Raw genomic sequence first — 24025 nt, 5'->3', positions numbered from 1 at the left:
AACAGATGAAACTAGATCAACACCTAAAGAATAAAGCAATGGATATAGTGAATAAAAAACATCCGGTTGTAAAAAAAGATCCATATTATCCTGTTTATCATATTGCACCACCTGTTGGTTTAATTAATGACCCTAATGGATGGATACAGTGGAAAGGCACTTATCATTTATTTTATCAGTGGATGCCATTTGAAACAGGCCATGGTGCCAAGTTTTGGGGGCATGTATCTTCAAAAGATTTGATTAATTGGAAGGATGAACCGATTGCACTTGCCCCAAGCAACTGGTTCGACAAGGATGGATGTTACTCAGGGAGTGCTATCTCTTTCGAAGACGAGTTATTATTATACTATACAGGGAATGTGAAAAATAATAACATTCGGGAATCTTACCAATGTCTTGCAGTTTCTAAAGATGGCCGGTATTTTGAGAAGAAAGGTGTTCAAATTGAAGTGCCACAAGGTTACACAGCACATTTTCGTGATCCAAAAGTATGGAAAGAAGATGAGCAATTTTATATGGTCATCGGTGCACAAAATGAACTAAAAGAAGGCAGTGTTGTCTGGTTTACTTCCAACGATTTAAAGGAATGGCAATTTGGCGGTACTCTAGCAACTGGATTCGGGTATATGTGGGAATGCCCTGACTTTTTTTCACTAAACGGCAAAGATATCTTATTATTTTCACCACAAGGTTTATCAGCCTCAGGGATTCATTATCGAAATATACATCAAACAGGTTATGTTGCTGGAAAATGGGATAAAGAGACCAACCAATTTACACATGGTGAGTTCAGTGAATTAGATAAAGGCTTTGAGTTTTATGCACCACAAACCACATTAGATGAGAATGGCAGAAGATTATTGTTTGGTTGGATGGGAGTGCCGGATCAAAATGAACAACTTCACCCAACAATACAACATGGATGGCTGCATCAACTGACAGTACCTAGAGAGCTAATTCTTAAGGGTGGACATATTTACCAAAAGCCGGTAGAAGAACTTAAACAATTACGACAGAATCAATTACAGAGATTAGAATTAGGGGCAGATGATCTTTGGGAAGGGCAAATACCTAGAGCGAGTGAGTTTATTCTAAACGTCAGGGGCCAGAATAGTAATATCTTAATTAATTTGTTCGGCTTTCTGAAGTTTAAGTATGATTCTGTTCAGCGGAGTATTCAATTAGTACGACCGAGAATGGAAGGAACTGGTGTAGAAGAACGTGTGGCTCTCATAGACCAAGTATCTGAAATTAGATGTTTGATTGATCATTCCTCGGTAGAGGTGTTTATTAATGAGGGGGAGATTGTATTTACATCAAGAATATTCGCAGACCCAGATAATTATACAATGTCTTTGCAAGCAAGTGGAGAACTTACTGTATGGGAGTTAGGCAAAATGTAATAACCGGCGTCAGGCGGAAAAGCATTTCAAAACAGAAAATGCTTTTTCTGCCCCAGACTGCCACCCTTTGTGTATTTTTGTGGAATTCGCTCAGTTTGATCTAACTCTAGAGTGTAATGATAATCGATTGCTCTGATGGTACGATAGAGAATCCATAACCCAAATATAACTTGTCCTATGAATAATAACTTAAATACAGTTCCTGCAAAAACTAATGCAATGAATTGATAAATAATTTGTACAAAGAGTAAGGGCCAGTGTTTTAAGAGGATAATCAAACTTGCTGTAAGTATCCCCAGGATAATAAAGAATTCTGCAGACATCTCCATGCCTCCTTTTAATAGTATATTGCCCAGCTTTGCATTTTTAGTTAGTTAATTTATATTATCTGCAATAAAGAAAATTTAATACTTGAATTAGGAGGTCATTTTGTTGAAATTAGGTGCAATAGAAGCAGGAGGAACGAAATTTGTTCTAGGAGTAGGGAATGGTCAAGGTGAAATTTTAGAAAAAGAGGTTATACCAACGGAACATCCTGAAGTAACAGTCCCAAAAATTCTTCGTTTTTTTCGAGGGAAAGGAATAGAGAAACTAGGAATAGGCGGTTTTGGGCCAATTGATATAAATTTGAATAGTGATACATATGGTCAATTACAGAAAACACCGAAAACGGAATGGGTTCATTACCCTTTAGGTGAAAAATTGAAACAAGGACTTGGTGTACCAATTATTATTGATACAGATGTTAATGTTGCGGCAATGTCTGAGGCAAAGTGGGGCAATGCAACAGATGTCGAGAGTTGCTTATATATTACAGTAGGAACAGGGATTGGGGCAGGAGCATACTTCCACGGAAAAACGTAAAAGGACTTTCTCATTCGGAAATGGGACATATTAAAGTAAGAAGACACCCGGAAGATACATATGAAGGGACATGTCCTTATCATACAGATTGCATAGAAGGTATTGCTGCAGGGCCTTCTCTAGAAAAACGATGGGGTAAAAAAGGGCATGAGCTAGCAGATGATCAAAGAGTTTGGGAAATGGAAGCATTCTATCTGTCGCAAGCATTAACGAATTATATTTATATTTTATCACCAGAAAGAATTATTATGGGCGGTGGTGTAATGAAACAGCAACAACTTTTCCCGCTTATTAGAAAGAATGTACTAGAAATGTTGAATGGTTATTAGTTCGCCGTATTTAACAGAAAAAGAAATCGACAAATATATTGTGCCACCAGGGCTGACAGATGAAGCAGGTGTAAAAGGTGCGCTTTATTTAGCGATGGATGAGTAAATTATACAACCATGTTTCAATCACTGGATTGAAACATGGTTGTTTTTATTATTTGGAATCTCATAATAACATCTCTTATAAAATTTTCCTGGAATCTAAAAATCATATTAACCAATAGTAAAGAAATTAACAATTTATCATCTAAATCCCTCTGAATACAACGATTCTTATATTTTGAACTTTACAAATTCTTCACAAATATCGAACACTTCCTTTAATCGACATTAAAATTCATCAAGTAATATATAGTCACAGAGAACAAGAATTTTAAGAGGAAAGAAAGTAACAACAAAACAGCTTGTTCTAATTCATTATAAAAAATGAGGAGGAGTTATACATGTTTAAGTTAAGAAATCCTATTATTTTCGTCTTAATCATCTCATTATTAGCAGCGTGCTCTTCTGACACTTCAGGTGCGGAAACAGAAGGTGTGTCAGGAGATTTATCTTTTTATACTTCTCAACCGGAAGCTGATGCACAACAACTAATAACAGAATTCACAGAAAAATACCCTGAAGTGAATATTTCCCTCTATCGTTCTGGTACAGAAGAAGTAATTAGCAAAGTACAAGCAGAAAAGCAAGCAGGAGAAGTACAAGCAGATGTATTACTAGTAGCAGATGCGGTGACTTTTGAGAGTTTGAAAGAACAAGATATGCTATTATCTTATGAATCAGAAGAATTGTCTGCAATCCCTGATCAATTTGTTGATCCGGACCATACATATACTGGAACGAAAGTGATGTCAACTGCATTAGTTGTGAATACTGATACAGTATCAGAATTACCAGATACATGGAAGGTACTTACTGAAGAATCAGATAACGTTGCCATGCCAAGTCCTTTATACTCTGGTGCGGCAGCATATAATTTAGGTGTATTAACACGTACAGCTGGCTTTGGCTGGGAATTTTATGAGGCTATTCAAGAGAATAATCCAACTATTACCCAAGGCAATGGTGCGGTTCTTAAAGCTGTTGCAGCAGGTGAAGTTGATTATGGGATGGTTGTTGATTTTATTGTCGCTCGTGCAAAGGCGGAAGGTTCACCGGTTGATTTAATCTACCCTGAAGAAGGTGTTCCAGTTATCACGGAACCGATTGGCATTATGAAGGATACCGAAAATGAAACTGCAGCCAAAGCATTCGTTGATTTTGTTTTATCAGAAGAAGGGCAAAAATTAGCAACGGAAATTGGTTATACACCAATCCGAGAAGGAGTAGAAGCTCCGAATGGATTGAAATCAATCAATGAAATGAAAGTAATGGATGCAGATATAACGGAATTATACCAAGCACGTGAAGAGGATAAAATGAAATTTAGTGAACTGTTTGGAAAATAGGTGGAGCTCTCATGGATAACATTTTAAACAAGAAGATAATGCCAAAGCGTGCATTATCTTCTCTCTTTACATGGAAATATATCTTGAAAATTTTCTCGTTATTTTTAATTGTCGTCGTTTTTCTTGTCCCGATTTTTCGCTTAGTCATGTTAAGTTTTCAAGTTGAAGGAACATTTTCCATAGCAAATTACACTACTATATTGCAAGAAGAAAAAACATGGTCGGTTGTTAGTAATACGATAATTATTGTCATTGGTTCAACAGTTATCTCCATTATAGCTGGTATCTTATTAGCGTGGATTGTAGCATATACGGATGTTCGAGCCAAAAAACTGATGCAGGTATTTATCATCTTGCCATTTGTCATTCCATCCTATATTTCAACATTAGCCTGGACGCAGTTCTTTGGAGCAAATGGGCTGTATGTTAAATTGTCTGGCATCCTGCCATTTACCATTGAACCGATTAATTTATATAGTATGGGTGGAATAATATTCGTTTTAGGATTTTCTCATTATCCATTAGTATATATTTTATCTTTAAGTGTCTTTCGGAAAATCCCGCGTGAAGTTGAGCATGCGACTAGAGTATCTGGTGCAAGTGGTTGGCATACATTTCTTAAGATTACATTACCTCTTGCTCTGCCGGGTATTGCGAGTGGAGGCTTCCTCGCATTCATAGCGAATTTAGACAATTTCGGTATACCGGCCTTTTTAGGGATACCGGCACAGATCGATGTATTAAGTACATATATTTATCAACAAGTTGTTGGTTTTGGACCTGCCGCTTTCCAACGCGCAGCAACATTTTCCGTGATTTTAGGGGTTATCGCACTCTTGGGAACATTTTTTCAATGGTTGTTTTTAAAAAAATCTAAAGGCATAGAGACAACGTTAGAAGATAAAAAACCGCGCTTATTCCTTGGGAAATGGAAGGTTCTTATTGAGACAGGGCTATGGACTTTCTTTTTTTTAACAAGTATCGTTCCATTTATTTCGATGGCAATGACCTCATTAATATCGGCTTATGGGTTAGGTTTTTCATGGGAAAATATTAGTTTTAAGAACTATCAATTTATTTTAGAAACAAGCCCTAAGGCCAAGAAAGCGATTGGAAACAGTTTGCAACTTGCATTCATTATTACTATTGTTGGTGTGATTATAGGAACTGTTTTTGCTTATTACCGGACAAGAAAACCTGCTGCTTGGAATCAATTCTCTGAAATTGCAATTAGTCTTCCATATGCATTACCAGGTACAGTGATGGCTCTTTCGATGATTTTCGCTTGGATGGAGCCTATCCCTGGATGGAATCCTGGAATATATGGATCTATCTTGATTTTATTTATTGCATATATAACTAGATTTCTTATTCTGCAAGTAAGAGGCAGTATTACCGCTGTACTGCAAGTAGATTATTCAATGGAAGAAGCAGCCATTGTTAGTGGATCAACAGGTTTTTCAAAATGGAGAAAAATTCTTATCCCTTTAATGTTACCAAGTATATTAAGTGGTGCATTTCTAGTGTTCTTAACCGCCTTAACAGAATTAACTGTCTCCTCACTGCTCTGGTCTAGTAATTCAGAAACCATTGGTGTGATTATATTTGGTTTTGAACAGGCAGGGTATACAACATACTCCACTGCATTTTCAACTTTAATTATAGGTTTAATAATTGCAGGATTTCTGTTTTTATCAGGACTCCAATTACTATGGAACAGAAAGGTAGTAAAAACAAAATGAGCATAAACATCAGGCAAATTTGTAAAAATTTTGATCAATTCGAGGCATTGAAAAATATTAATTTAGCAATTAAAGATGGTGAGTTTATTGCTATTTTAGGACCGTCAGGTTGTGGAAAAACGACCTTACTAAGGCTGTTAGCAGGTTTTTTATCACCAACGGAAGGCAGTATAGTAATAGGTGACAGGGAGGTTGGTACACCTAGTCGAACATTGCCTCCAGAAAAAAGAAATATTGGTATGGTATTTCAATCATTTGCGCTTTGGCCCCACTTAAATGTAAAGGATCATATTCGTTTTCCTATTCAGCATCATCGATTTATACCTTCGGAGTTAAAAAAGAATTTTAATGAAAGAATTCAGGAGGTTCTGAGCATGGTTAATTTAGAAAGATACGCTGAAAGGATGCCGAATGAATTATCTGGTGGACAGAAACAACGAGTAGCACTCGCACGTGCGATTGCACCAAAGCCCGAATTATTACTGATGGACGAACCCTTGAGCAACTTGGATGCTGAATTACGAATGGAAATGAGAAATGAAATTCAAAAACTGCACAGGTTAACAAAGGCAACGATCGTATATGTTACCCATGATCAGGGGGAAGCATTAGCAATGGCGGATCGAATTGTTGTAATGAATAATGGTAAGATTGAACAAGTTGGGACACCTGCAGAGATTTATACAAAACCGCGAACCCCCTTTGTGGCAAAATTTGTTGGAAAGGCTAATTTGGTTAAAGGAGTTTGGAATAATGACCACTTTATACCAGACTTGTTTCCAAGTGCCCAATGGACGGACATCGGTGTTGATCAAGAAATGAAATCGTACGGTTACTATCCGATACGACCAGAACAAATAGAGTTGGCAAAAGAACAACAGTACGAGACATCAATCCCTGGAGTGATCGCAAGCGTACAATATCAAGGGAAAGAAATACAGTATATTGTTCATGTTTTAGGTCAAGACTGGTCTGTCCATTCGGATGTTATGGATCATTATGAACTGAGGGAACAGGTATTCATCCAAATCAAACCTCTAATGAAAAGAAATAATTTATCTCCAGTCTGATCATAAGTCAGTTTAATCGCTTACAAAAGATGATTATGGTAAAATGAAGCTACAAATTTCAGAGATAGAGGTGGAACAACATGGAAAAATTAGAACTTGGTAATAGTGGACTACTCGCTAGTGAGATCTCACTGGGCTGTATGAGAATGGATCAACTAACAAAACAAGAGGCAAACCGAGTTATTGAAAATGCGCTGGAACTAGGCATTGACTTTTTTGACCATGCAGACATTTATGGTGGAGGTAAGTCTGAAGAGATTTTTTCAGAAGCGATTAACATGAGTCCATCTATAAGAGAAAAAATGGTGATTCAAACAAAATGCGGTATTCGGAAAGGATTTTTTGATTTTTCGAAAGATCATATAATTGCATCGGTTGATGGAAGTTTGAACCGTTTGAAAACTGATTACATAGATGTGTTACTCCTTCATCGTCCAGATACATTGGTAGAACCGGAAGAAGTAGCAGAAGCATTCAACGAATTAAAGCAAACAGGTAAGGTTCGACACTTTGGTGTAAGTAACCATAACCCTATGCAAATAGAACTGTTAAAGAAATATGTTGACCAGGACTTGATTGCCAACCAATTGCAGTTAAGCATGATGTTTACACCGATGATAGATGCAGGATTGAATGTTAATATGTTGCATGAACCAGCTATTGTCCGTGACGGAAGCATCTTAGACTATAGCCGTCTCAATGATATGACGATTCAAGCATGGTCACCCTTCCAGCATGGCTTCTTTGAAGGGGTTTTTGTTGACAATGATAAGTTTCCGGAATTAAATCAAAAATTAGCCGAATATGCAGTAACAAAAGGTGCAAACAAATCAGCTATTGCCATTGCGTGGATTTTGCGCCATCCAGCAAGAATACAACCAGTCGTTGGTACAATGAGTACAGAGCGATTAAACGATATCGCCATGGCTTCAGATATTACGTTAACAAGAGAAGAATGGTACGAATTATACCGGGCAGCAGGCAATAAATTACCATGAAAAGAGAAGATTGGAACCGCCCCAAAAAGTTTTAGTAGAAAACTAACTTTTCGGGGTGTTTTTTCTATATGACGGGATAGCAACTAAAAATAACAGTAAAATGAATGGCAATTAGAGATTTTAAAGTGGTTGAAAAGCATAATGATAGTATCCCTTTAGACAGCGATGTATAATGAGAGTGTATTATTTGGAGGTGGAATAATGGATAAAAAACAAAAAAAGAATCAAATTGTCGAAGCCTTTCATTTCAGGCATGCTACTAAAAAATTTAATCCAAATAAGAAAATTTCTTCAGATGACTTTCGCTTTATATTAGAAGCAGGATATCTCTCTCCCAGCTCTTTTGGTAGTGAACCATGGAGGTTCCTTGTTATTCAGAATGAACGTCTGCGTGAAAAAATTAAAGATACTTCCTGGGGGGCAAAGGGTAAAATAATGGATGCGAGCCATTTTGTTATCTATTTAGCTCGAACAGAGAAAGATTTAAAATATGATGCGGACTACTTAAAAGACCATTTTACGAATATTCATGAATATCCAGATGAACGAGTAGAAGGACTACTTTCCATGATCGAAAACTTCCAAAAAAATGATTTTGAACTGACAGACGAAAGAAGAATATATGATTGGGCAAGTAAACAGACATATATTGCCTTAGCTAATATGATGACAGCTGCCGCTCTAATTGGAATAGATTCCTGTCCTATTGAAGGTTTCTCAATCAAAGAGATGAATGAATTATTGAGAGAAGAAGGGGTACTTGAAAATGACTCCTTGTCTATTTCTGTAATGGCTGCTTTTGGTTACCGTGAAATAGATCCACCTGGCAAAAGAAGACGCCCGTTGCACGATGTAATTAAATGGATAGAGTAAGAAAAGGTAAATAGACTTTTTCTATTTACCTTTTTTATTATAGATTAGGAAACTACAAAATTCTTGGTTATGGAACATCATCCTGATCCACTTTTGCCACAGTCAGCTACTTCCAGAAACTAGGCTGCTTCTCAAAACACCCTGCGAAAAGTCACCATCGGTTTGCAAACTACCGTAATTCCTTAGAATTGCTTCAGTCGTTACGTTTTTAAAGGGGCACTTTCCCATTTGTTCTCACCAATATAAAGTTGCTAACATGATTCCTAATGTCTCCTCATAAATTTCACTAAATTGACTAATTGGCAGTGGATTAGTGCCTCTTCCTAACTCGACCGTAAATCCCGGTTTTCTAAATTGTTGAATAAACCAATCTTTATAACCAGCATAACTATCAACAAACTGAACTGGTAAATAACCGCTCACTCGTTGATACTCATTAACTATTGCTTCAGATTCAGCAGGCTCTAAGCCTTCAAATCCCCAATAGATTACTTTACCTTGTGTATGGAATGCATTCATTATATCGAAGTTTTTTTCTTGAGCAAGTTGGGCCATGGCGTTTGCTTCCGGCTCTGTTAAAGGTCGATATCCTGGAAAGTCGCTTGGGCTAGGTGAGGCAGGTTTTCTAGCTGCTTCTGTTTCCCATAATGCGGGATATTGATTATTTAAATCTACCCCATTGATATTAGCTTTCCAGCTATTAAAATTGGGATTTTGCCGATTTATTTGTAATACCTGATCACGCAAATTATCAGCAGCATCTGGCCCATTTAATACAAGATTGACACCGTCAGGATTAACCATAGGTACGAAAGAGAGACGGACGGTTTCAAAGTAGGGCAGGAGATAGAGCCCTCTAATTGGCTGATTGTTCATTATAGATAGTGCGTACTCGTTAATAAATTGCATAATAATTGGTGTTGTAATCCACTCATTAGCATGGAAGGATCCATTAATGTTACGAGTGCTTTGCCCAATTCCTATTTCTAATTCAAGTATATCTTTATTTAGAACCGATCTTCCAATAGCTCTCCTTTTAATAAAGGGATATATAGTAACGAGATGATTAATATCAGTGACCATTCTTTCATAAGTATATTGACTAACATCTGACATGATAAGGTTTGTAACCCGGATTGGGATAGATAATTGTTGTCCGATCTGTAAGTATGAGGGTTGAATAGCCGGATTGAGTAAGAATAAACTATCCATTGGTATATTAAAATTTCTTGCAATGTTCCATAATGTATCATTCGATTTAATTGTATATGAGTGTATTGTATAGCCCGGAATGTCGATTTGTTGCCCAACATATAACTGAGATGGTGAAATAGTGGGATTAGAAGCAATAACTAATGATATTGGTAAGTTAAATAATTGACTATAATACCATAAAGAGTCACCTTGTCTTACGAAGATTTTCATAATTGACCACCTTTTACGGAAGTAATGTAATTGTTTGGAGAGAAATAGAGATATTAATTAACACGATTGATTTTTTTGGCAAGATAAAGGATAATTAATAATTGTTTATAAATGTTTATGAAGAGGAAGGTTTCCATATGATTGCAAAAACCGAAGAAGATTTTATTGGGTTAAAAGAAATTGGGAAAATTGTGGCAACTATTAGAGATGATATGGTTAGGAATACAATTCCCGGAATAACAACAAAAGAGCTTGATTCTCTCGCTAAAGAGCTATTTGAAAAAGCTGGTGCAATTTCTGCACCAAAAGGAGAGTATGATTTTCCTGGCTATACTTGTATTAGTGTTAATAAGGAAGTGGCGCATGGAATACCTGGTGACCGTGTAATTAAAGATGGGGATTTAGTAAACATAGATGTATCAGCATCCAAGAACGGCTATTTTGCCGATACAGGAGTTTCCTTTGTCGTGGGAGAAGGTACTCAATTACAGTATAAGCTCTGTGAAGTTGCTAAGAAAGCTTTCGAAGAAGGGCTTAAGTATGCAAACCCAGGTTCTAAAATAAGTGATATAGGTAACGCAGTCTATGAAACTGCAAAGAAAAATGGTTTAACGGTTATTAAAAACCTTACCGGACACGGTATCGGCAGAAAAATACATGAAGCACCTGACCATATCTATAACTTTAAAAATACATGGGATGATGAAATATTAAAAGAAGGCACAGTTATCGCATTTGAACCATTTATTTCGTCTTTTGAAGAAGAAGTATTTCAGGGAGAAGATGGATGGACAATTGCCACTGAAAGAAGTTTTGTAGCTCAAATAGAACATACGCTAATCTTAACTAATAATGGACCAGTTATTACTACACTCTGACTAATTGGGAATTTAATTAGATACTTTTTAAACTCCCACCTTACCCTTCATAAATAGGTGGGAATTTACTGTATCCAAAAAGAAGAATCACTGTTTTATTACCCCTTTTTTCAAAAATTCCAGCTGGGATTTGTAATTTTTCACTGCTACATCTAAGGGCAGTTCCTTAGAAAATTTTTCAATTATTGCATGAACAGTAACTGATGATAAGAGTTTCATTAATGGAAGTAACTCATCATGTGACTTTAGCTTCAATTCTTGGAAATTGATAATAGTGGTGATAGCATTGAAATGACCTGCTCTTTTTTCATCAGTAAAAATATTAGTGAATGCATTTTCCATTCGGTGATTCATGTTTAACAATGCATTTTTAAAAAAGTGAAAGTTCTTTTTTTCCTCTATAATTACTTCAAAGAAAGCTAACATTGCTTCAAACAGTCGTCCATCATGTTTCTTTAATTTGGATAAGAATGTTTCCATTGCAATGTGAACATGTTGATCAAAGAGATAATAAAATGCATCCTCTTTATCATGAAAATATTGATAAAAACTCCCCCTAGGTATATTAGCATACTGAATAATGTTAGCAACAGACGCATCAGCAAGAGCTGCCTGGGAGAACTCATGTTGCAATGCTTCCATAAGTACTAGTTTTTTCTCTGCAGGTAAATTATAAAAAGTTTTCTTTGGCACGCCCTCACTCCTTGTCATATGACTCACTTAATAAAGGCATAAGAAGATCCGCGGGGAACTTGGGATCGTCATTGACCATAGCAGCATCTTCCGCTTCTTTTAGCACATTAATTTCCCGATGAATCCTTTCCATTTTTTTGTCGAGTTCATTAGCTGACTTGGCAGCATCTTTCAACTCGTCACGTAAATGTTGAGGAATCTCTCTGTTGTACTTATAGTATATTTTGTGTTCCAAGCTTGCCCAAAAGTCCATTGCAATTGTTCGAATTTGTATTTCCGTATAAATATTTTCTTCCCGGTCTGACATAAAGATAGGTATTTGAATAATTAAATGAAGACTTTTGTATCCATTCGGTTTTGGATTTTTTATATAATCTTTCTTTTCGATAACTGTTATATCTTTTTGTTTTTCTAACATATTGGCAATCTTATAAATATCCGTAACAAATGAACATGTTATTCTGATACCAGCTATATCTCTGATTTTTTCCTGGATAGCAGGGATATTTAAAGGGATTTTCTTCTTTTTTACCTTTTTCAGTATACTTTCTGGTGATTTCACTCGTGATTTTACGTGTTCGATTGGGTTATAATCATGTACATATTCGAATTCTTGCTGAAGAATGTTAATCTTTGTATTTATTTCCTCTAAGGCAAATTCATAGGCCATCATAAATCTCATTAACTCTGTTCTAATTTGTTTGATATTTAAATGGACAAGCTGATTTTTCATTGTAAATTAGCCCCTTCCTAGGTAAATGACACAATGTCACCTTTCCATTATAAATGACATTATGTCACATTTCAAATGATGCTCTTGTGAGGCGACTTGCAATAATTCTAAAATACGATTAAGATATAAATATAATTTGTTTAGTAAACAAACTTTTAATAAAAGGGAGATGAAAAGCTTGGTAAAGCAACAGGTAGGTGTGGTAGGTCTTGCTGTAATGGGGAAAAATCTAGCTATGAATATAGAAAGCAGAGGGTATTCAGTCTCTGTATTTAACAGATCTTATGAAAAAACGAAAGCGTTTTTTCAAGAGGAAGCGAAAGGGAAAAATTTTACTGGGGCTAAAACGATAGAAGAATTTGTACACTCATTAGAGACACCGCGTAAAATTTTATTAATGGTGAAAGCGGGACCAGCAACTGATGCAACAATTGAATCATTGAAACCTTATTTAGAAAAGGGAGATATCCTAATAGATGGGGGTAACACACTATTTACTGACACAATTCGTCGAAATAAAGAGTTAGATGATACAGGCATCCATTTTATTGGAACAGGTGTATCTGGAGGAGAAGAAGGAGCATTAAAAGGGCCATCGATAATGCCGGGAGGACAAAAAGAAGCATATGATTTAGTTGCTCCAATACTTGAAGCAATATCAGCAAAAGTAGAAGGAGATCCATGTGTAACATATATTGGCCCAAATGGCGCAGGCCATTTTGTCAAAATGGTACATAACGGGATTGAATATGGTGATATGCAATTAATTGCAGAAGCGTATTATATTTTACAAAATGTAGCAGGATTAACTACTGATGAACTTCATGAAGTGTTTACAGAATGGAACAAAGGAGAACTTGACAGTTATCTTATTGAAATCACTGCAGACATTTTCACGAAGAAGGATGAAGAAACAGGAAAACCATTGGTTGATGTTATTCTGGATGCTGCAGGTCAAAAAGGTACTGGTAAGTGGACAAGCAAAAATGCACTTGATTTAGGTGTTCCTCTGCCATTAATCACAGAATCAGTATTTGCTCGTTTTATATCTGCACTGAAAGAAGAGCGTATTGCAGCCAGTAAACAATTAAGTGGTCCGTCTATCCAATATAACGGTGAGAAAAAAGAGCTGATTGAGTTAGTTCGTAAGGCATTATATATGAGTAAAATCACTTCATATGCCCAAGGTTTTGCACAAATGCGGCAAGCTTCGGAGGAAAATGACTGGAATCTGAATTATGGAGAAATAGCGATGATTTGGCGCGGGGGATGTATAATTCGTGCTCATTTCTTACAAAAAATAAAAGAGGCTTATGATCATGACCCGAAACTAGCGAATTTAATGCTTGATCCATATTTTAAAGAAATTGTAGAAGGGTATCAATCCGCATTACGTAAAGTGGTCTCTGTAGCAATTGAAAATGGTATAGCTGTACCGACGTTTGCAAGTGCTATTGCTTATTATGACAGTTATCGCTCTGAAAATCTTCCAGCAAATTTAATTCAGGCACAAAGGGACTATTTTGGTGCCCACACCTATCAAAGGAAGGATAAAGAAGGTGTCTTCCACACCGAGTGGATGAAATAAGTTACAGATAAAATAATGATAGATAATCCGAACAATGACCCGAATGCTCGTGTTGACATTCTATTCAATTGTTCGGATTTTTACTTTGTTACTTTACTAATATAATTTCTAAAAAATATCCGTTTGATTTATGTTTGTGGCATATGGTTCAGCTTTTTACTGTTTATGCACTATCACTATTATTTGTATAAGCTAAAGATAGTTTTGGCAAATCTAGGAACTTCTGTATTCCTAAAGCACAAGCACCAATAACTGAAGATTTGGCCCCGAGTCCTGAAATAACGATAGCCCGGTAATGCGAAACAGATGAGGTTAAGTGATTACTAATCTCTTCTAATGAATTAGAATATAATTTTAATAGCGGACTATTTAAAACGATCATTTCAGGATTATAAAGATTGATGATGTTATTTATTCCTATCGAAATATCGGAAATCCATTTATGAAGTGCCAGAAAAATTTCATCTTTGTTTGCATCGATAAGTTTTTTTACTTCAGAATGGGAATAAATATTATGATCCACTAACCTGTTTACATATTCAAAAAAAGCAGGTTCAGAAGCATATCGTTCCCAGCAGCCTTCGTTCCCGCAACGGCATGGTTTTCCTTTAGGGTATATAATCATATGCCCCATCTCGCCGGCATGTCCCAGAAAGCCTCGGTGTAACTCACCATTAATAATAATTCCTGCTCCAATACCTGATGATAAATTAATATTTAATAAATTCTCACTATTATTAAATTGGAACACTTTTTCTGCGTAGGCAGATAAGTTTGCATTATTTTCTATAAATACATGTTTAACTCCTCTATGTATTAAATCATTCTTCAGATCTTTATCCCGCCATTGATAGGCTGGCACAAAGTGAATGGTTTCATCTGTTGAAACAGTCCCATGAACAGCAATATAGGTATGGACCAATCCGTATTTTGCTATACTATATTCTTGTTCATATCGCTTGATTTTCTTTGCTGCAAAGTCAACTATTTCATCATAGACATCTGTATGTAAGTCAAATTTTTCGTATTTTACTGTATCCCCTCTTAAATTGGTGACATTGAAAAGAATGTGATGGTAATCCAGATCAATTCCTAGAAAGTATGCAGCGCTTTCATTGATTGATAACATGATTGGCCGTCTACCGACTACATTATGTTCTTCTGTTGTTTCATAGATTAATCCATCATTAAGAAGGTCATTAACTTGCACAGATACAGTCGCCTTATTTAATCCCGTCACTTTTGCCAGATTAGCACGTGAAATCTTTAAATTTTCAAAGATAACATTTAATATGTATTGGCGATTAATCTTCTTAATATATGCTCCATCTCCTGTTAACATAGTCAACCTCCTGTATGATATGTTTGTTTAGAAAACAAACTAAATTTTAAAGAAATAAAAATGTGTGAGCTTAGTATACCAAAATATCGCTTATTTTACTATAACATAACAAATTGACTATGGACTGATCATGAAAAGGGAATAATAGGTTATAAGAATAATTAGTATATTGTTTTCTTTTTATAGATAATATGCTAATATATTAATAACAACGTTGTTATTAAAAAGGAAGGCTATTATGACAGAATTTCTAGTAATCTTTAAAGATATAATTCTCCCGGTCTTTATAATAATGGCAATTGGTTACTATTTGTATATAAAATTCACATTGGACCTTTCGACATTAGCAAAATTAAATATATACTTCTTAGTTCCTGGTTTCATTTTTGTCAAACTGTATGAAGCTACGTTCGGTTTGGACTTGTTCCTGCAAGTATTGGGATTTTTTATATTGCTTGTTTTGTTATTGTATATCTTTGCAGTGATTATAGCGAAACTCCTGCAAATTACCGGTAGTAAACGGAATACTTTTGCAAATAGTGTCATGTTCTTCAATTCAGGAAACTATGGGGTTCCTGTTAATGACCTTGTTTTTAAAAGTGATCCATTTGCAATGTCTATTCAAGTGATTATGTTGACATTACAGAATATCTTTTTATTTTCTTACGGGATTTTTACACTAAGAGCCGCAGATGAAGGGAAGCTCCGTGCAGCACTTGGTTATTTTAAAATGCCTGTACTCTACGCCATGTTATCTGGTGTTCTTCTAAATGTATGGAACATTAAAGTTCCTGAACCTATATTGGTATCAGCTAATTATATTGCCGATTCTATGATAGCGCTTGCTCTCTTGACTTTAGGAGCTCAAGTAGCAAAAATGGAATTTAAAAAAGGCCTTGTTTCTGTTTATATAAGCATTCTCTTACGCCTTATAGGCGGGCCAGCCACTGCAATCATTATCATTTGGCTGTTTCAATTGGAAGGGATTTTGGCTCAAGCATTATTTATTGCATCTGCAATGCCGACATCGGTGAATAGTTCTGTGATTGCTGAAGAGTATAAAAGCCATCCAGATTTTGCTGCACAAACCGTATTATTTTCTACTGTGTTTAGTATGCTTACAGTAACTATTGTTATTTATTTATCACATATTATTTTCTGAAAATAATTACTTTGAGCACTAAACAAATCAGTGCTATACTAGAAATAGATATAAATAGAGGAGTGAAATTGATGAGTATTTTACATGAATTAGTCCGTGATATTCCCATACCGAAGATGGTCAAAGTAAAGCAAAATTTTGACGATCAACAGATTGATGATCTCGGTCGAGAATTGATGGTTCAGCTAGATGAGAAAGGACTAGAACATCAAATAAAACCGGGAATGGAAGTAGCGGTTGCTGTGGGATCCAGGGGATTGGATCGTTTAGTGGAATTAACAAAAGTTACGATAGACTTTTTGAAAAAACATGGCGCGAAACCATTTATTGTCCCATGTATGGGAAGTCATGGCGGCGCTACCGGTCCAGGACAAAAAGCAGTGCTGGAGCACCTGGGAGTTAGAGAAGAGGTAGTTGGTGCGGAGATTCGCTCATCAATGGAGGTTATTCAAATTGACCAACTTGAAAACGGTTTACCTATTTATGTAGATAAAATTGCATCAGAAGCTGATGGTATTGTAGTTATTAACAGAGTAAAGCCGCATACAGCATTTAGAGGACCTGTTGAAAGTGGCATTATGAAAATGATTAGTATTGGTCTGGGAAAACAAAAAGGGGCAGAAGCATGTCATCAATTAGGTTTTAAACATATGGCAGAGCATGTACCAGCAATGGCAAAGATTATTATTGACAAAATGCCGATTATGTTTGCGGTTGCAACTGTCGAAAATGCGTTTGATAAAGTTGCGAAATTAGAGGTGCTTTTATCAGAGGAAATTGAAGAGAAAGAACCCGACTTGCAAAAACTAGCGAAAGCCTCGTTACCGAAACTATTCTTTGACCAGATTGATGTTTTGGTCATTGATGAAATCGGAAAAAACATTAGTGGTGACGGGATGGATCCAAACATTACCGGACGTTATCCTACACCATACGCTTATGGGGGACCGGATGTTACGAAAATGGTAGTACTAGATTTAACGGAACAAACAGAAGGAAATGCAAATGGGGTTGGAACAGCAGATTTTACTACACAAAAGCTGGTGGACAAAATGGACACAGAAACTACTTACGCCAATGGTTTAACATCTACTGTTGTTGGACCTACACACATTTCTACAGCAATGCCATCTGATAGGACAGCAATTCAAGCAGCAATTAAGACATGTAATATACTTGATTTTACAAAAGCAAGAGTTGTGAGGATTAAAAACACATTAGAAATTGGTGAAATCGAAGTGTCTGAAAACATGTTAGCAGATGTTGAAAGCAACGATAATTTAACAAAGCTTACAGACCTTTATGACCTGGAATTTGATGAAAATGGAAACTTAATCTAATTAATAGGGGGAGAATGATTGTGAGTAAATTATTTGATTTAACAGGGAAAGTAGCAGTAGCACTTGGAGGAAACAGTACATTGGGAGCCTCCATTGCAAAAGGATTAGCGGATCATGGAGCAAAGGTTGCCATTGTTGGACGCAACCTGGATACGGCAACAGAAGTAGCGGAAGAGATTAATACAATTGGAGGGCAAGCAAAAGCATTTCAAGCAGACGTTAGTGATTTAGCTACAGTGGAACAAGTAGCATCAGAAATTGAAGCATGGTCAGGAGGGTGGGATATCTTACTGAATGCACCAGGGATGAATAGTACTACCCCCTTTTTAGACTTAGCGACAGAAGAATGGGACAAGATTATGGATGTTAATCTTAAGGGGATTGTTTTTGCAACCCAAATCTTTGCGAAGAAAATGGTCGAACAAAACCGTGGTGGAAGCATCATTAATATTTCATCAGTATCATCAACCACACCATTATCGAAAGTATTTACTTATTCAGCATCGAAAGCTGCAATGAATAGTGTGACACAATACTTAGCGCGGGAATTCGCACCTAATAACATTCGGGTTAATGCAATTATTCCAGGATTTTTCCCGGCTGAACAAAATCGCAAAATTTTAAGTGAAGACCGTGTAAATTCAATAATGAATCATACACCGATGAACCGTTTTGGTGAACCGGAAGAATTGCAAGGTGCAGCTGTTTACTTAGCATCAGATAAAGCTAGCGGTTTTGTTACAGGAACATTTATTAGAGTAGATGGCGGTTTTGGAGCGATGACGATATAATATTTTTAATAGTTAGCCATAATAGTTACTTTAGGAGGAGATAGAATGGATATCAATAGAAAATACGAAACATTGACTTCTATTCTCCAAGATATGAAGAAAGTTGTCGTGGCCTTTTCAGGTGGTGTTGACAGTACTTTCTTATTAAAAGCTGCTGTGGATACATTAGGAGCAGAAAATGTGTTAGCAGTCACAGCAGATTCAGAAACATATCCAACAAGTGAGTTAGAAGAAGCGAGGAAGCTTGCTGAGCATATTGGTGCAAAACATCTAGTTATTGAAACAAGTGAACTAGCAATACCTGGTTATACAGAAAACAATCCAAATCGTTGCTATTTTTGCAAAAACAGTCTGTTTGATCACCTAGTACCAATCATGCAAGAAAAAGGATTCAGCAATATTGTTTATGGTGTAATCGCCGATGATATGAATGAATTCAGGCCTGGTATGCGGGCAGCGAAAGAACAAGGGGTACGTGGACCGTTACAAGAAGCGGATTTGTTTAAAGATGAGATTAGGGAATTGTCGAAAGAAATGGGTCTGCCAACATGGGATAAACCTTCATTTGCTTGTTTATCATCAAGAATTGCTTATGGTGAAAAAATAACACAAGCCAAATTAACGAAAGTAGATCGCTCAGAGGCATTTCTGAAAACCATTGGCTTGCGACAAGTACGAGTCAGAACACATGGCGAAATTGCCAGAATTGAAGTAGAACCACAAGATATGCAAAAATTACTTGCTAATCATCAGAGAGTAACAGAAAAATTGCAAAGTTATGGGTATAAATTCGTTACAATGGATCTTGTTGGCTATAAAAGTGGTAGTATGAACCGTGCTTTATCATAGACCCCGGATGTTGAAAAGCTTTGGATCTTTCCAAAGCTTTTCGTATTCATACTGTAAGATACTATCATAATACTAGTGATTATAAAGGAAGAAGAAAACAAACGCCAACAGACCTGGTGACAAGCGAAGATTCTTATTATAATGGTATTGGAATTGTCGCTTAATCTGATAGGGGGGAATTGGAATGAGAGAGTTAGTTATCGGCCTGGATTTAGGAACAACGAGTGTAAAGGCTGTTGCATTTGATTTGAAAGGGAATGTAATTAAAGAATCAGAACAATTAATTGAAACAATATATCCCCAAGACTCGTTTGTCGAACAAAATCCTGCTGTTATAGAGCAGCAAACACGGGGAGTACTTACAGACATTTTTAAGAAAACGAAAAATGAAAAAGTGTTAGCGGTTGGTATATCTTGCGCCATGCACTCCTTGATTTGTGTAGGTGAGAATGGTGAAGCATTGTCTAATATGCTTATATGGTCAGATGGACGAAGCAGTTCACTTGTAGAAAGAATGGATCCAGTTTTGAAAAAAGATATTTACACAAAGACGGGTACACCTGTTCATCCAATGTCTCCACTCTTAAAATTAATGTGGATGAAAGAATATAATTATCGTCCTTATCAAGAAGCAAAGTATTTTATGTCAATGAAGGAGTATTTTATTTACAAATGGTTCGGAAAACGTGTGATTGACTATTCGATGGCTTCAGCAACTGGATTAATGAATATTAAATCATTATCATGGGATGAAGAAGTATTGCAATATGCCGGGGTGAAAATAGAGCAGCTTTCCCGGATTGTCGCACCAACAGAAATTATTGTCGGCTTAAAAGAAGAATTGGCAGAAGAAATGAACTGGCCGAAAGATGTTAAGTTAGTGATTGGTGCTGCTGATGGGCAACTTGCAAATCTGGGAAATGGTGCAATTAAGCCAGGAGAAGTAGCTGTCTCTGTTGGGACAAGTGGTGCAATTAGACAGCTGATTGAGGGTCAACATGTCAATCAAAATGGGGAAACCTTCAGTTATGCATTTACTGCTGATACTTCCATCATCGGTGGTCCAACAAACAATGGCGGGATTGCCTTACAATGGTTAAAAGAAATGATGGAATTTGAAGGAAGCCATGAAGAATTTTTAAAAGGCGCAGAAGATACAGCAATTGGTGCTGATGGTTTATTATTTATACCATATGTGAATGGTGAACGGGCTCCAGTGTGGAATCAAAAAGCTCGGGGCAATTTCTATGGATTAAGTGTAACTCATCGTAGACCACAACTTGTACGAGCGGTTCTTGAGGGGATTGTCTTTAATTTGTATCAAATTGGACAATCTTTAGAAGCAATTGCAGGAAAGCCAACAAGCATTTCAGTTAATGGCGGGTTATCTAAATCAACCTTATGGGTGCAAATTATGGCGGATGTATTTGGCAAAGAAATTCAATTGGCAGACACACACCATGGTGCAGCATGGGGTGCGGGATGGACCGCACTTGTTGCAATAAACAAAGTGGCATCATTTGAACAAATAAAAGAAAATATACCAGTTGACCAGGTAATCCAGCCTAATTTGGATAATCACGAAAAATATAAGAAAGTATTTGCTCGATATCAACAATTAGCTAAAGATATTGAGAAATACTTCTGAAAATAGGTTGTGACAACATGTTAGAAGATATTTTAAAGCAAGTAGAATCAGGAGAATTAAGTGCAGATGAGGCAAGGGAACAACTTGCTACGTTTGAGAATCTGGGCTTTGCAAAGGTCGATCATCACCGCAAAAAACGCCAAGGCTTCCCTGAAGTGATTTTTGGGGAAGGGAAAACATCGACACATATTATCGATATTTCCCGGGCAATGATGGCGAAAAATGAAAATATTCTAGTGACAAGAGTGAATAAAGAAAAAGTAAAAAAGGTTCGAAAAGAATTGCCCGATTTTGAATATCATGAAATCGCAAATCTACTTTTTATGAAAAATTCAACTGACACTCCCCAATTCCAAGGGTATATTGCAATAGTTTGTGCCGGTACATCAGATCTATCCGTCGCAGAAGAGGCGGCATTGACTGCAGAAGCTTATGGAGTGGAAGTAAGGCGGTATTATGATGTGGGTGTAGCTGGTATCCACAGGCTGCTTGCTCATATTGATGAAATACGGCAAGCTACAGTTACGGTTGTTATAGCAGGTATGGAAGGAGCATTGCCTAGTGTTGTTGGCGGGCTTGTCTCCCATCCAGTTATCGCTGTACCAACAAGTGTGGGATATGGTGCGAATTTTCAAGGGTTATCAGCTTTATTAACAATGTTGAATTCCTGCGCATCGGGGATTAGTGTTGTAAATATTGACAATGGTTTCGGTGGCGGCTATAACGCTGTATTGATTCATAGACTTGCAAATCAAAAGTAAACAGCAAGACTATTTTATCCGGACTGTGCTGAGGATGCGGCTTCAATTAACCTGGTAAAGATAAATGGTTACCCGGTGTATTTTCAGCTCGTGCTATTCCCGCATTAGTCTCCGTATGTTGCCTTGCTTTGTAGTTATACGGTTTAGTAAGGAAAAACCATTTAGAATACTCATTTACTTAGAAATCTTATAAAGTGCACTGTCAAAAGAGAATAGTCTTGCGGAGCTATGGATATGCATTTCAATTTAAATAGAGGTAAATGGAGTACGCTACGTCGAATTATATATTCACCAAATAACCCGAACGAATTCGAATGGTAAGTGAAAATTCGACTCATCGTTCGGGTTTTTTTGACGAAGGAAATTACTTACGTCCCAACTTCTTTATTTTCTTACTGTAATAATAAGTTGTAAAAGATTGCTAGTCGATTATCATTCTATTATGTATAATTAGTAATGAACTTTTTTAATATGAGGAGAACATTCAATGAAATATAAATTATGGTTAATAGTATTACTTGCAATTATTTTAACAGCATGTAATGAAAAAAAACTCGTGGATCCTGAGGAACAATCACAAACAGTTATAGAAGAAAACCAATTAACATTAGCGATTGGTGGCGAACCCGAATCTGGTTTTGACCCAACGACTGGCTGGGGAAGATATGGATCACCGCTTTTTCAAAGCACCCTATTGTCCAGAGACCAATCGTTAAATATCACAACAGATCTTGCAACAGACTATGAAGTTTCACAAGATGGGCTTATATGGACAATTGAGCTAAGAGATAATGTAAAGTTTTCAGATGGAGAATCTTTAACAGCAGATGATGTGATTTTCACTTATGAAACAGCAAAAAAATCACAATCTATCGTTGATTTAACTAATGTAGACCAAATCGAAAAATTAAGTAATAGTGAATTAGCATTTTATTTAAAAAGGCCGCAATCTACCTTTGTTACAACATTACAAACATTAGGTATTGTTCCACAGCATGCATACGATAGTGGATACAGTGAGAATCCGATTGGTTCTGGACCATATCAATTGGTCGAGTGGCGTAAAGGGGAACAATTAATTGTAGAGAAAAATCCATATTATTATGGGGAAGATATAGTGTTTGATCGTTTGACATTTTTGTTCGCTGCAGAAGACCAGGCCTTAGCGGCAGCAAAAACTGGTCAAATAGATGTATTATCATTACCGATTACTTTTGCAACAGAGGAAATAGACGGAATGGAGCGAATTTCTTTAAAAAGTGTTGATAACCGTGGTGTCATGCTACCCGTTACGGTGCCCTTTACAAATGAAGAAGGGGAACCGGTTGGTAATAAGGTTACAGCAGACATTGCTTTACGTCGTGCGATGAATATAGCAGTGGACCGGGAGGCAATAGTCGAAGGTGTTTTAAATGGAGAAGGAACAGCGGCATACTCTAGTGTTGATGGATTGCCATGGGGTAGCGATGAAGCGAAGGTTGAACATAATTTATCAGAAGCAGAGCAAATTCTTAAAGAAGCGGGCTGGACTAAAGAAGAAGATGGTTTTTATCAGAAAGATGGATTAAAAGCAGCATTTACACTGTACTACCCGTCAGGTGACCAATTACGGCAGTCTTTATCTCTAGTATTCGCTGATCAAATGAAGAATTTCGGTGTTGATGTGGCTACAGATGGAAAGAGCTGGGCGGAACTGGAAAATTTAATGCATGCCCACCCTGTTATGATGGGGTGGGGAAGTCATGACCCGATTGAACTCTATTACTTATATGGTTCTAACATGCAGGGTATTGATTATTACAATAGTAACTATTATCAAAATGAAACAATAGACCAATATTTTGATAGAGCAATTCATGCATTGTCGGAAGAGGATGCAAACGAGTATTGGCGTAAAGTTCAATGGGATGGAATAACAGGAGTTAGTGCTAAAGGGGATGCACCTTGGGTGTGGCTGGTTAATCTGAATCATATTTATTATATAAACGAAAATTTAAATATCGGTGAGCAAAAAGTGCAACCACATGGCCATGGATGGCCAATTACTGATTTTATTACTGAATGGTCTTATGAAGAGTAAAGAGG

The 24025-nt window shown here is 36.6% G+C and carries 20 protein-coding genes and 1 pseudogene; 16 read left to right on the top strand and 5 right to left on the bottom strand.

Features of this window, described 5'->3' with window-relative positions:
- Positions 1-5 precede the first annotated feature (5 nt).
- Positions 6-1406, top strand: a complete 1401-nt coding sequence (locus ACFOY7_RS02255) for a glycoside hydrolase family 32 protein (protein ID WP_390248975.1) — start codon at positions 6-8, stop codon at positions 1404-1406.
- 26 nt (positions 1407-1432) lie between these two features.
- Here the strand turns inward: ACFOY7_RS02255 and ACFOY7_RS02250 are convergent, their stop codons facing one another.
- Complete coding sequence (locus ACFOY7_RS02250; protein ID WP_390248973.1) at positions 1433-1729, bottom strand: hypothetical protein; 297 nt, start codon at positions 1727-1729, stop codon at positions 1433-1435.
- A 109-nt stretch (positions 1730-1838) separates the two neighbouring features.
- On the opposite strand from ACFOY7_RS02250, the pseudogene ACFOY7_RS02245 reads away from it, so the two are divergent.
- The 6 genes and pseudogenes from ACFOY7_RS02245 to ACFOY7_RS02220 all read left to right on the top strand — a co-directional run bounded on the left by ACFOY7_RS02245 (position 1839) and on the right by ACFOY7_RS02220 (position 8730).
- Positions 1839-2705, top strand: a pseudogene (locus ACFOY7_RS02245) (ROK family protein).
- Positions 2706-3042: 337 nt separating this feature from the next.
- On the top strand, positions 3043-4047 hold the full coding sequence (locus tag ACFOY7_RS02240) for an ABC transporter substrate-binding protein (RefSeq protein ID WP_390248971.1): 1005 nt from the start codon (positions 3043-3045) through the stop codon (positions 4045-4047).
- Between the two features lie 11 nt (positions 4048-4058).
- Positions 4059-5789, top strand: a complete 1731-nt coding sequence (locus ACFOY7_RS02235; protein WP_390248969.1) for an ABC transporter permease — start codon at positions 4059-4061, stop codon at positions 5787-5789.
- Positions 5786-6859 (top strand): ABC transporter ATP-binding protein, encoded by a 1074-nt coding sequence (locus ACFOY7_RS02230; RefSeq protein ID WP_390248967.1) that lies wholly within the window; start codon positions 5786-5788, stop codon positions 6857-6859. Before ACFOY7_RS02235 ends, ACFOY7_RS02230 begins: the two co-directional genes overlap by 4 nt.
- Positions 6860-6939: 80 nt before the next feature.
- Positions 6940-7857, top strand: a complete 918-nt coding sequence (locus ACFOY7_RS02225) for an aldo/keto reductase (protein WP_390248965.1) — start codon at positions 6940-6942, stop codon at positions 7855-7857.
- Between the two features lie 201 nt (positions 7858-8058).
- Complete coding sequence (locus ACFOY7_RS02220) at positions 8059-8730, top strand: NAD(P)H-dependent oxidoreductase (RefSeq protein WP_390248963.1); 672 nt, start codon at positions 8059-8061, stop codon at positions 8728-8730.
- A 234-nt stretch (positions 8731-8964) separates the two neighbouring features.
- Here ACFOY7_RS02220 and ACFOY7_RS02215 read toward each other — a convergent pair whose 3' ends face one another.
- Entirely contained in the window at positions 8965-10155 is a 1191-nt protein-coding gene (locus tag ACFOY7_RS02215; protein WP_390248961.1) for a M14 family metallopeptidase, read from the bottom strand.
- A gap of 137 nt (positions 10156-10292) precedes the next feature.
- Between ACFOY7_RS02215 and map the strand changes: the two genes are divergently transcribed.
- Positions 10293-11033, top strand: coding sequence for a type I methionyl aminopeptidase (gene map, locus ACFOY7_RS02210; protein WP_390248959.1), 741 nt, complete (start codon positions 10293-10295; stop codon positions 11031-11033).
- Between the two features lie 87 nt (positions 11034-11120).
- On the opposite strand, the gene ACFOY7_RS02205 is transcribed toward map, so the two are convergent.
- Both ACFOY7_RS02205 and ACFOY7_RS02200 read right to left on the bottom strand, forming a co-directional pair.
- On the bottom strand, positions 11121-11726 hold the full coding sequence (locus ACFOY7_RS02205; RefSeq protein ID WP_390248957.1) for a TetR/AcrR family transcriptional regulator: 606 nt from the start codon (positions 11724-11726) through the stop codon (positions 11121-11123).
- Positions 11727-11730: 4 nt separating this feature from the next.
- Positions 11731-12459, bottom strand: coding sequence for a GTP pyrophosphokinase (locus tag ACFOY7_RS02200; protein WP_390248955.1), 729 nt, complete (start codon positions 12457-12459; stop codon positions 11731-11733).
- 178 nt (positions 12460-12637) lie between these two features.
- On the opposite strand from ACFOY7_RS02200, the gene gndA reads away from it, so the two are divergent.
- Positions 12638-14047: an NADP-dependent phosphogluconate dehydrogenase gene (gene gndA / locus ACFOY7_RS02195; protein ID WP_390248953.1), complete on the top strand. Its 1410-nt coding sequence runs from the start codon at positions 12638-12640 to the stop codon at positions 14045-14047.
- 163 nt (positions 14048-14210) lie between these two features.
- On the opposite strand, the gene ACFOY7_RS02190 is transcribed toward gndA, so the two are convergent.
- Positions 14211-15389, bottom strand: coding sequence for an ROK family transcriptional regulator (locus ACFOY7_RS02190; protein WP_390248951.1), 1179 nt, complete (start codon positions 15387-15389; stop codon positions 14211-14213).
- 238 nt (positions 15390-15627) lie between these two features.
- Between ACFOY7_RS02190 and ACFOY7_RS02185 the strand changes: the two genes are divergently transcribed.
- The 7 genes from ACFOY7_RS02185 to ACFOY7_RS02155 all read left to right on the top strand — a co-directional run bounded on the left by ACFOY7_RS02185 (position 15628) and on the right by ACFOY7_RS02155 (position 24020).
- Complete coding sequence (locus tag ACFOY7_RS02185; protein WP_390248949.1) at positions 15628-16551, top strand: AEC family transporter; 924 nt, start codon at positions 15628-15630, stop codon at positions 16549-16551.
- A gap of 71 nt (positions 16552-16622) precedes the next feature.
- Positions 16623-17891, top strand: coding sequence for a nickel pincer cofactor-dependent isomerase, group 22 (locus ACFOY7_RS02180; RefSeq protein ID WP_390248947.1), 1269 nt, complete (start codon positions 16623-16625; stop codon positions 17889-17891).
- A gap of 20 nt (positions 17892-17911) precedes the next feature.
- The gene (locus tag ACFOY7_RS02175; protein ID WP_390248945.1) at positions 17912-18682 is read left to right on the top strand and encodes a glucose 1-dehydrogenase; all 771 of its coding nucleotides are present in this window, start codon (positions 17912-17914) and stop codon (positions 18680-18682) included.
- 45 nt (positions 18683-18727) lie between these two features.
- On the top strand, positions 18728-19531 hold the full coding sequence (larE, locus tag ACFOY7_RS02170) for an ATP-dependent sacrificial sulfur transferase LarE (RefSeq protein ID WP_390248943.1): 804 nt from the start codon (positions 18728-18730) through the stop codon (positions 19529-19531).
- 184 nt (positions 19532-19715) lie between these two features.
- Entirely contained in the window at positions 19716-21179 is a 1464-nt protein-coding gene (locus tag ACFOY7_RS02165; protein WP_390248941.1) for a gluconokinase, read from the top strand.
- Positions 21180-21196: 17 nt separating this feature from the next.
- Positions 21197-21940 (top strand): nickel pincer cofactor biosynthesis protein LarB, encoded by a 744-nt coding sequence (gene larB / locus ACFOY7_RS02160; RefSeq protein WP_390248939.1) that lies wholly within the window; start codon positions 21197-21199, stop codon positions 21938-21940.
- Between the two features lie 487 nt (positions 21941-22427).
- A complete protein-coding gene (locus tag ACFOY7_RS02155) occupies positions 22428-24020 on the top strand; it encodes an ABC transporter substrate-binding protein (RefSeq protein WP_390248937.1) in 1593 nt (530 codons plus the stop codon).
- Positions 24021-24025 lie beyond the last annotated feature (5 nt).

It is taken from the genome of Gracilibacillus xinjiangensis, from assembly GCF_042651765.1.
GTDB classification, from domain to species: Bacteria; Bacillota; Bacilli; order Bacillales; family Amphibacillaceae; genus Gracilibacillus; species Gracilibacillus xinjiangensis.
This window is presented reverse-complemented; position numbering and strand designations above follow the sequence as displayed.

Excerpts from the sequence above, each read along its gene's own strand:
- ACFOY7_RS02155 (WP_390248937.1), top strand. The coding sequence starts at position 22,428 with ATGAAATATAAATTATGGTTAATAGTATTACTTGCAATTATTTTAACA.
- ACFOY7_RS02215 (WP_390248961.1), bottom strand. The coding sequence starts at position 10,155 with ATGAAAATCTTCGTAAGACAAGGTGACTCTTTATGGTATTATAGTCAA.
- ACFOY7_RS02255 (WP_390248975.1), top strand. The coding sequence starts at position 6 with ATGAAACTAGATCAACACCTAAAGAATAAAGCAATGGATATAGTGAAT.
- ACFOY7_RS02200 (WP_390248955.1), bottom strand. The coding sequence starts at position 12,459 with ATGAAAAATCAGCTTGTCCATTTAAATATCAAACAAATTAGAACAGAG.
- ACFOY7_RS02220 (WP_390248963.1), top strand. The coding sequence starts at position 8,059 with ATGGATAAAAAACAAAAAAAGAATCAAATTGTCGAAGCCTTTCATTTC.
- ACFOY7_RS02250 (WP_390248973.1), bottom strand. The coding sequence starts at position 1,729 with ATGTCTGCAGAATTCTTTATTATCCTGGGGATACTTACAGCAAGTTTG.
- larB (WP_390248939.1), top strand. The coding sequence starts at position 21,197 with ATGTTAGAAGATATTTTAAAGCAAGTAGAATCAGGAGAATTAAGTGCA.
- ACFOY7_RS02230 (WP_390248967.1), top strand. The coding sequence starts at position 5,786 with ATGAGCATAAACATCAGGCAAATTTGTAAAAATTTTGATCAATTCGAG.
- ACFOY7_RS02165 (WP_390248941.1), top strand. The coding sequence starts at position 19,716 with ATGAGAGAGTTAGTTATCGGCCTGGATTTAGGAACAACGAGTGTAAAG.
- ACFOY7_RS02190 (WP_390248951.1), bottom strand. The coding sequence starts at position 15,389 with ATGTTAACAGGAGATGGAGCATATATTAAGAAGATTAATCGCCAATAC.
- larE (WP_390248943.1), top strand. The coding sequence starts at position 18,728 with ATGGATATCAATAGAAAATACGAAACATTGACTTCTATTCTCCAAGAT.
- ACFOY7_RS02235 (WP_390248969.1), top strand. The coding sequence starts at position 4,059 with ATGGATAACATTTTAAACAAGAAGATAATGCCAAAGCGTGCATTATCT.
- map (WP_390248959.1), top strand. The coding sequence starts at position 10,293 with ATGATTGCAAAAACCGAAGAAGATTTTATTGGGTTAAAAGAAATTGGG.
- ACFOY7_RS02185 (WP_390248949.1), top strand. The coding sequence starts at position 15,628 with ATGACAGAATTTCTAGTAATCTTTAAAGATATAATTCTCCCGGTCTTT.
- ACFOY7_RS02240 (WP_390248971.1), top strand. The coding sequence starts at position 3,043 with ATGTTTAAGTTAAGAAATCCTATTATTTTCGTCTTAATCATCTCATTA.
- ACFOY7_RS02180 (WP_390248947.1), top strand. The coding sequence starts at position 16,623 with ATGAGTATTTTACATGAATTAGTCCGTGATATTCCCATACCGAAGATG.
- ACFOY7_RS02225 (WP_390248965.1), top strand. The coding sequence starts at position 6,940 with ATGGAAAAATTAGAACTTGGTAATAGTGGACTACTCGCTAGTGAGATC.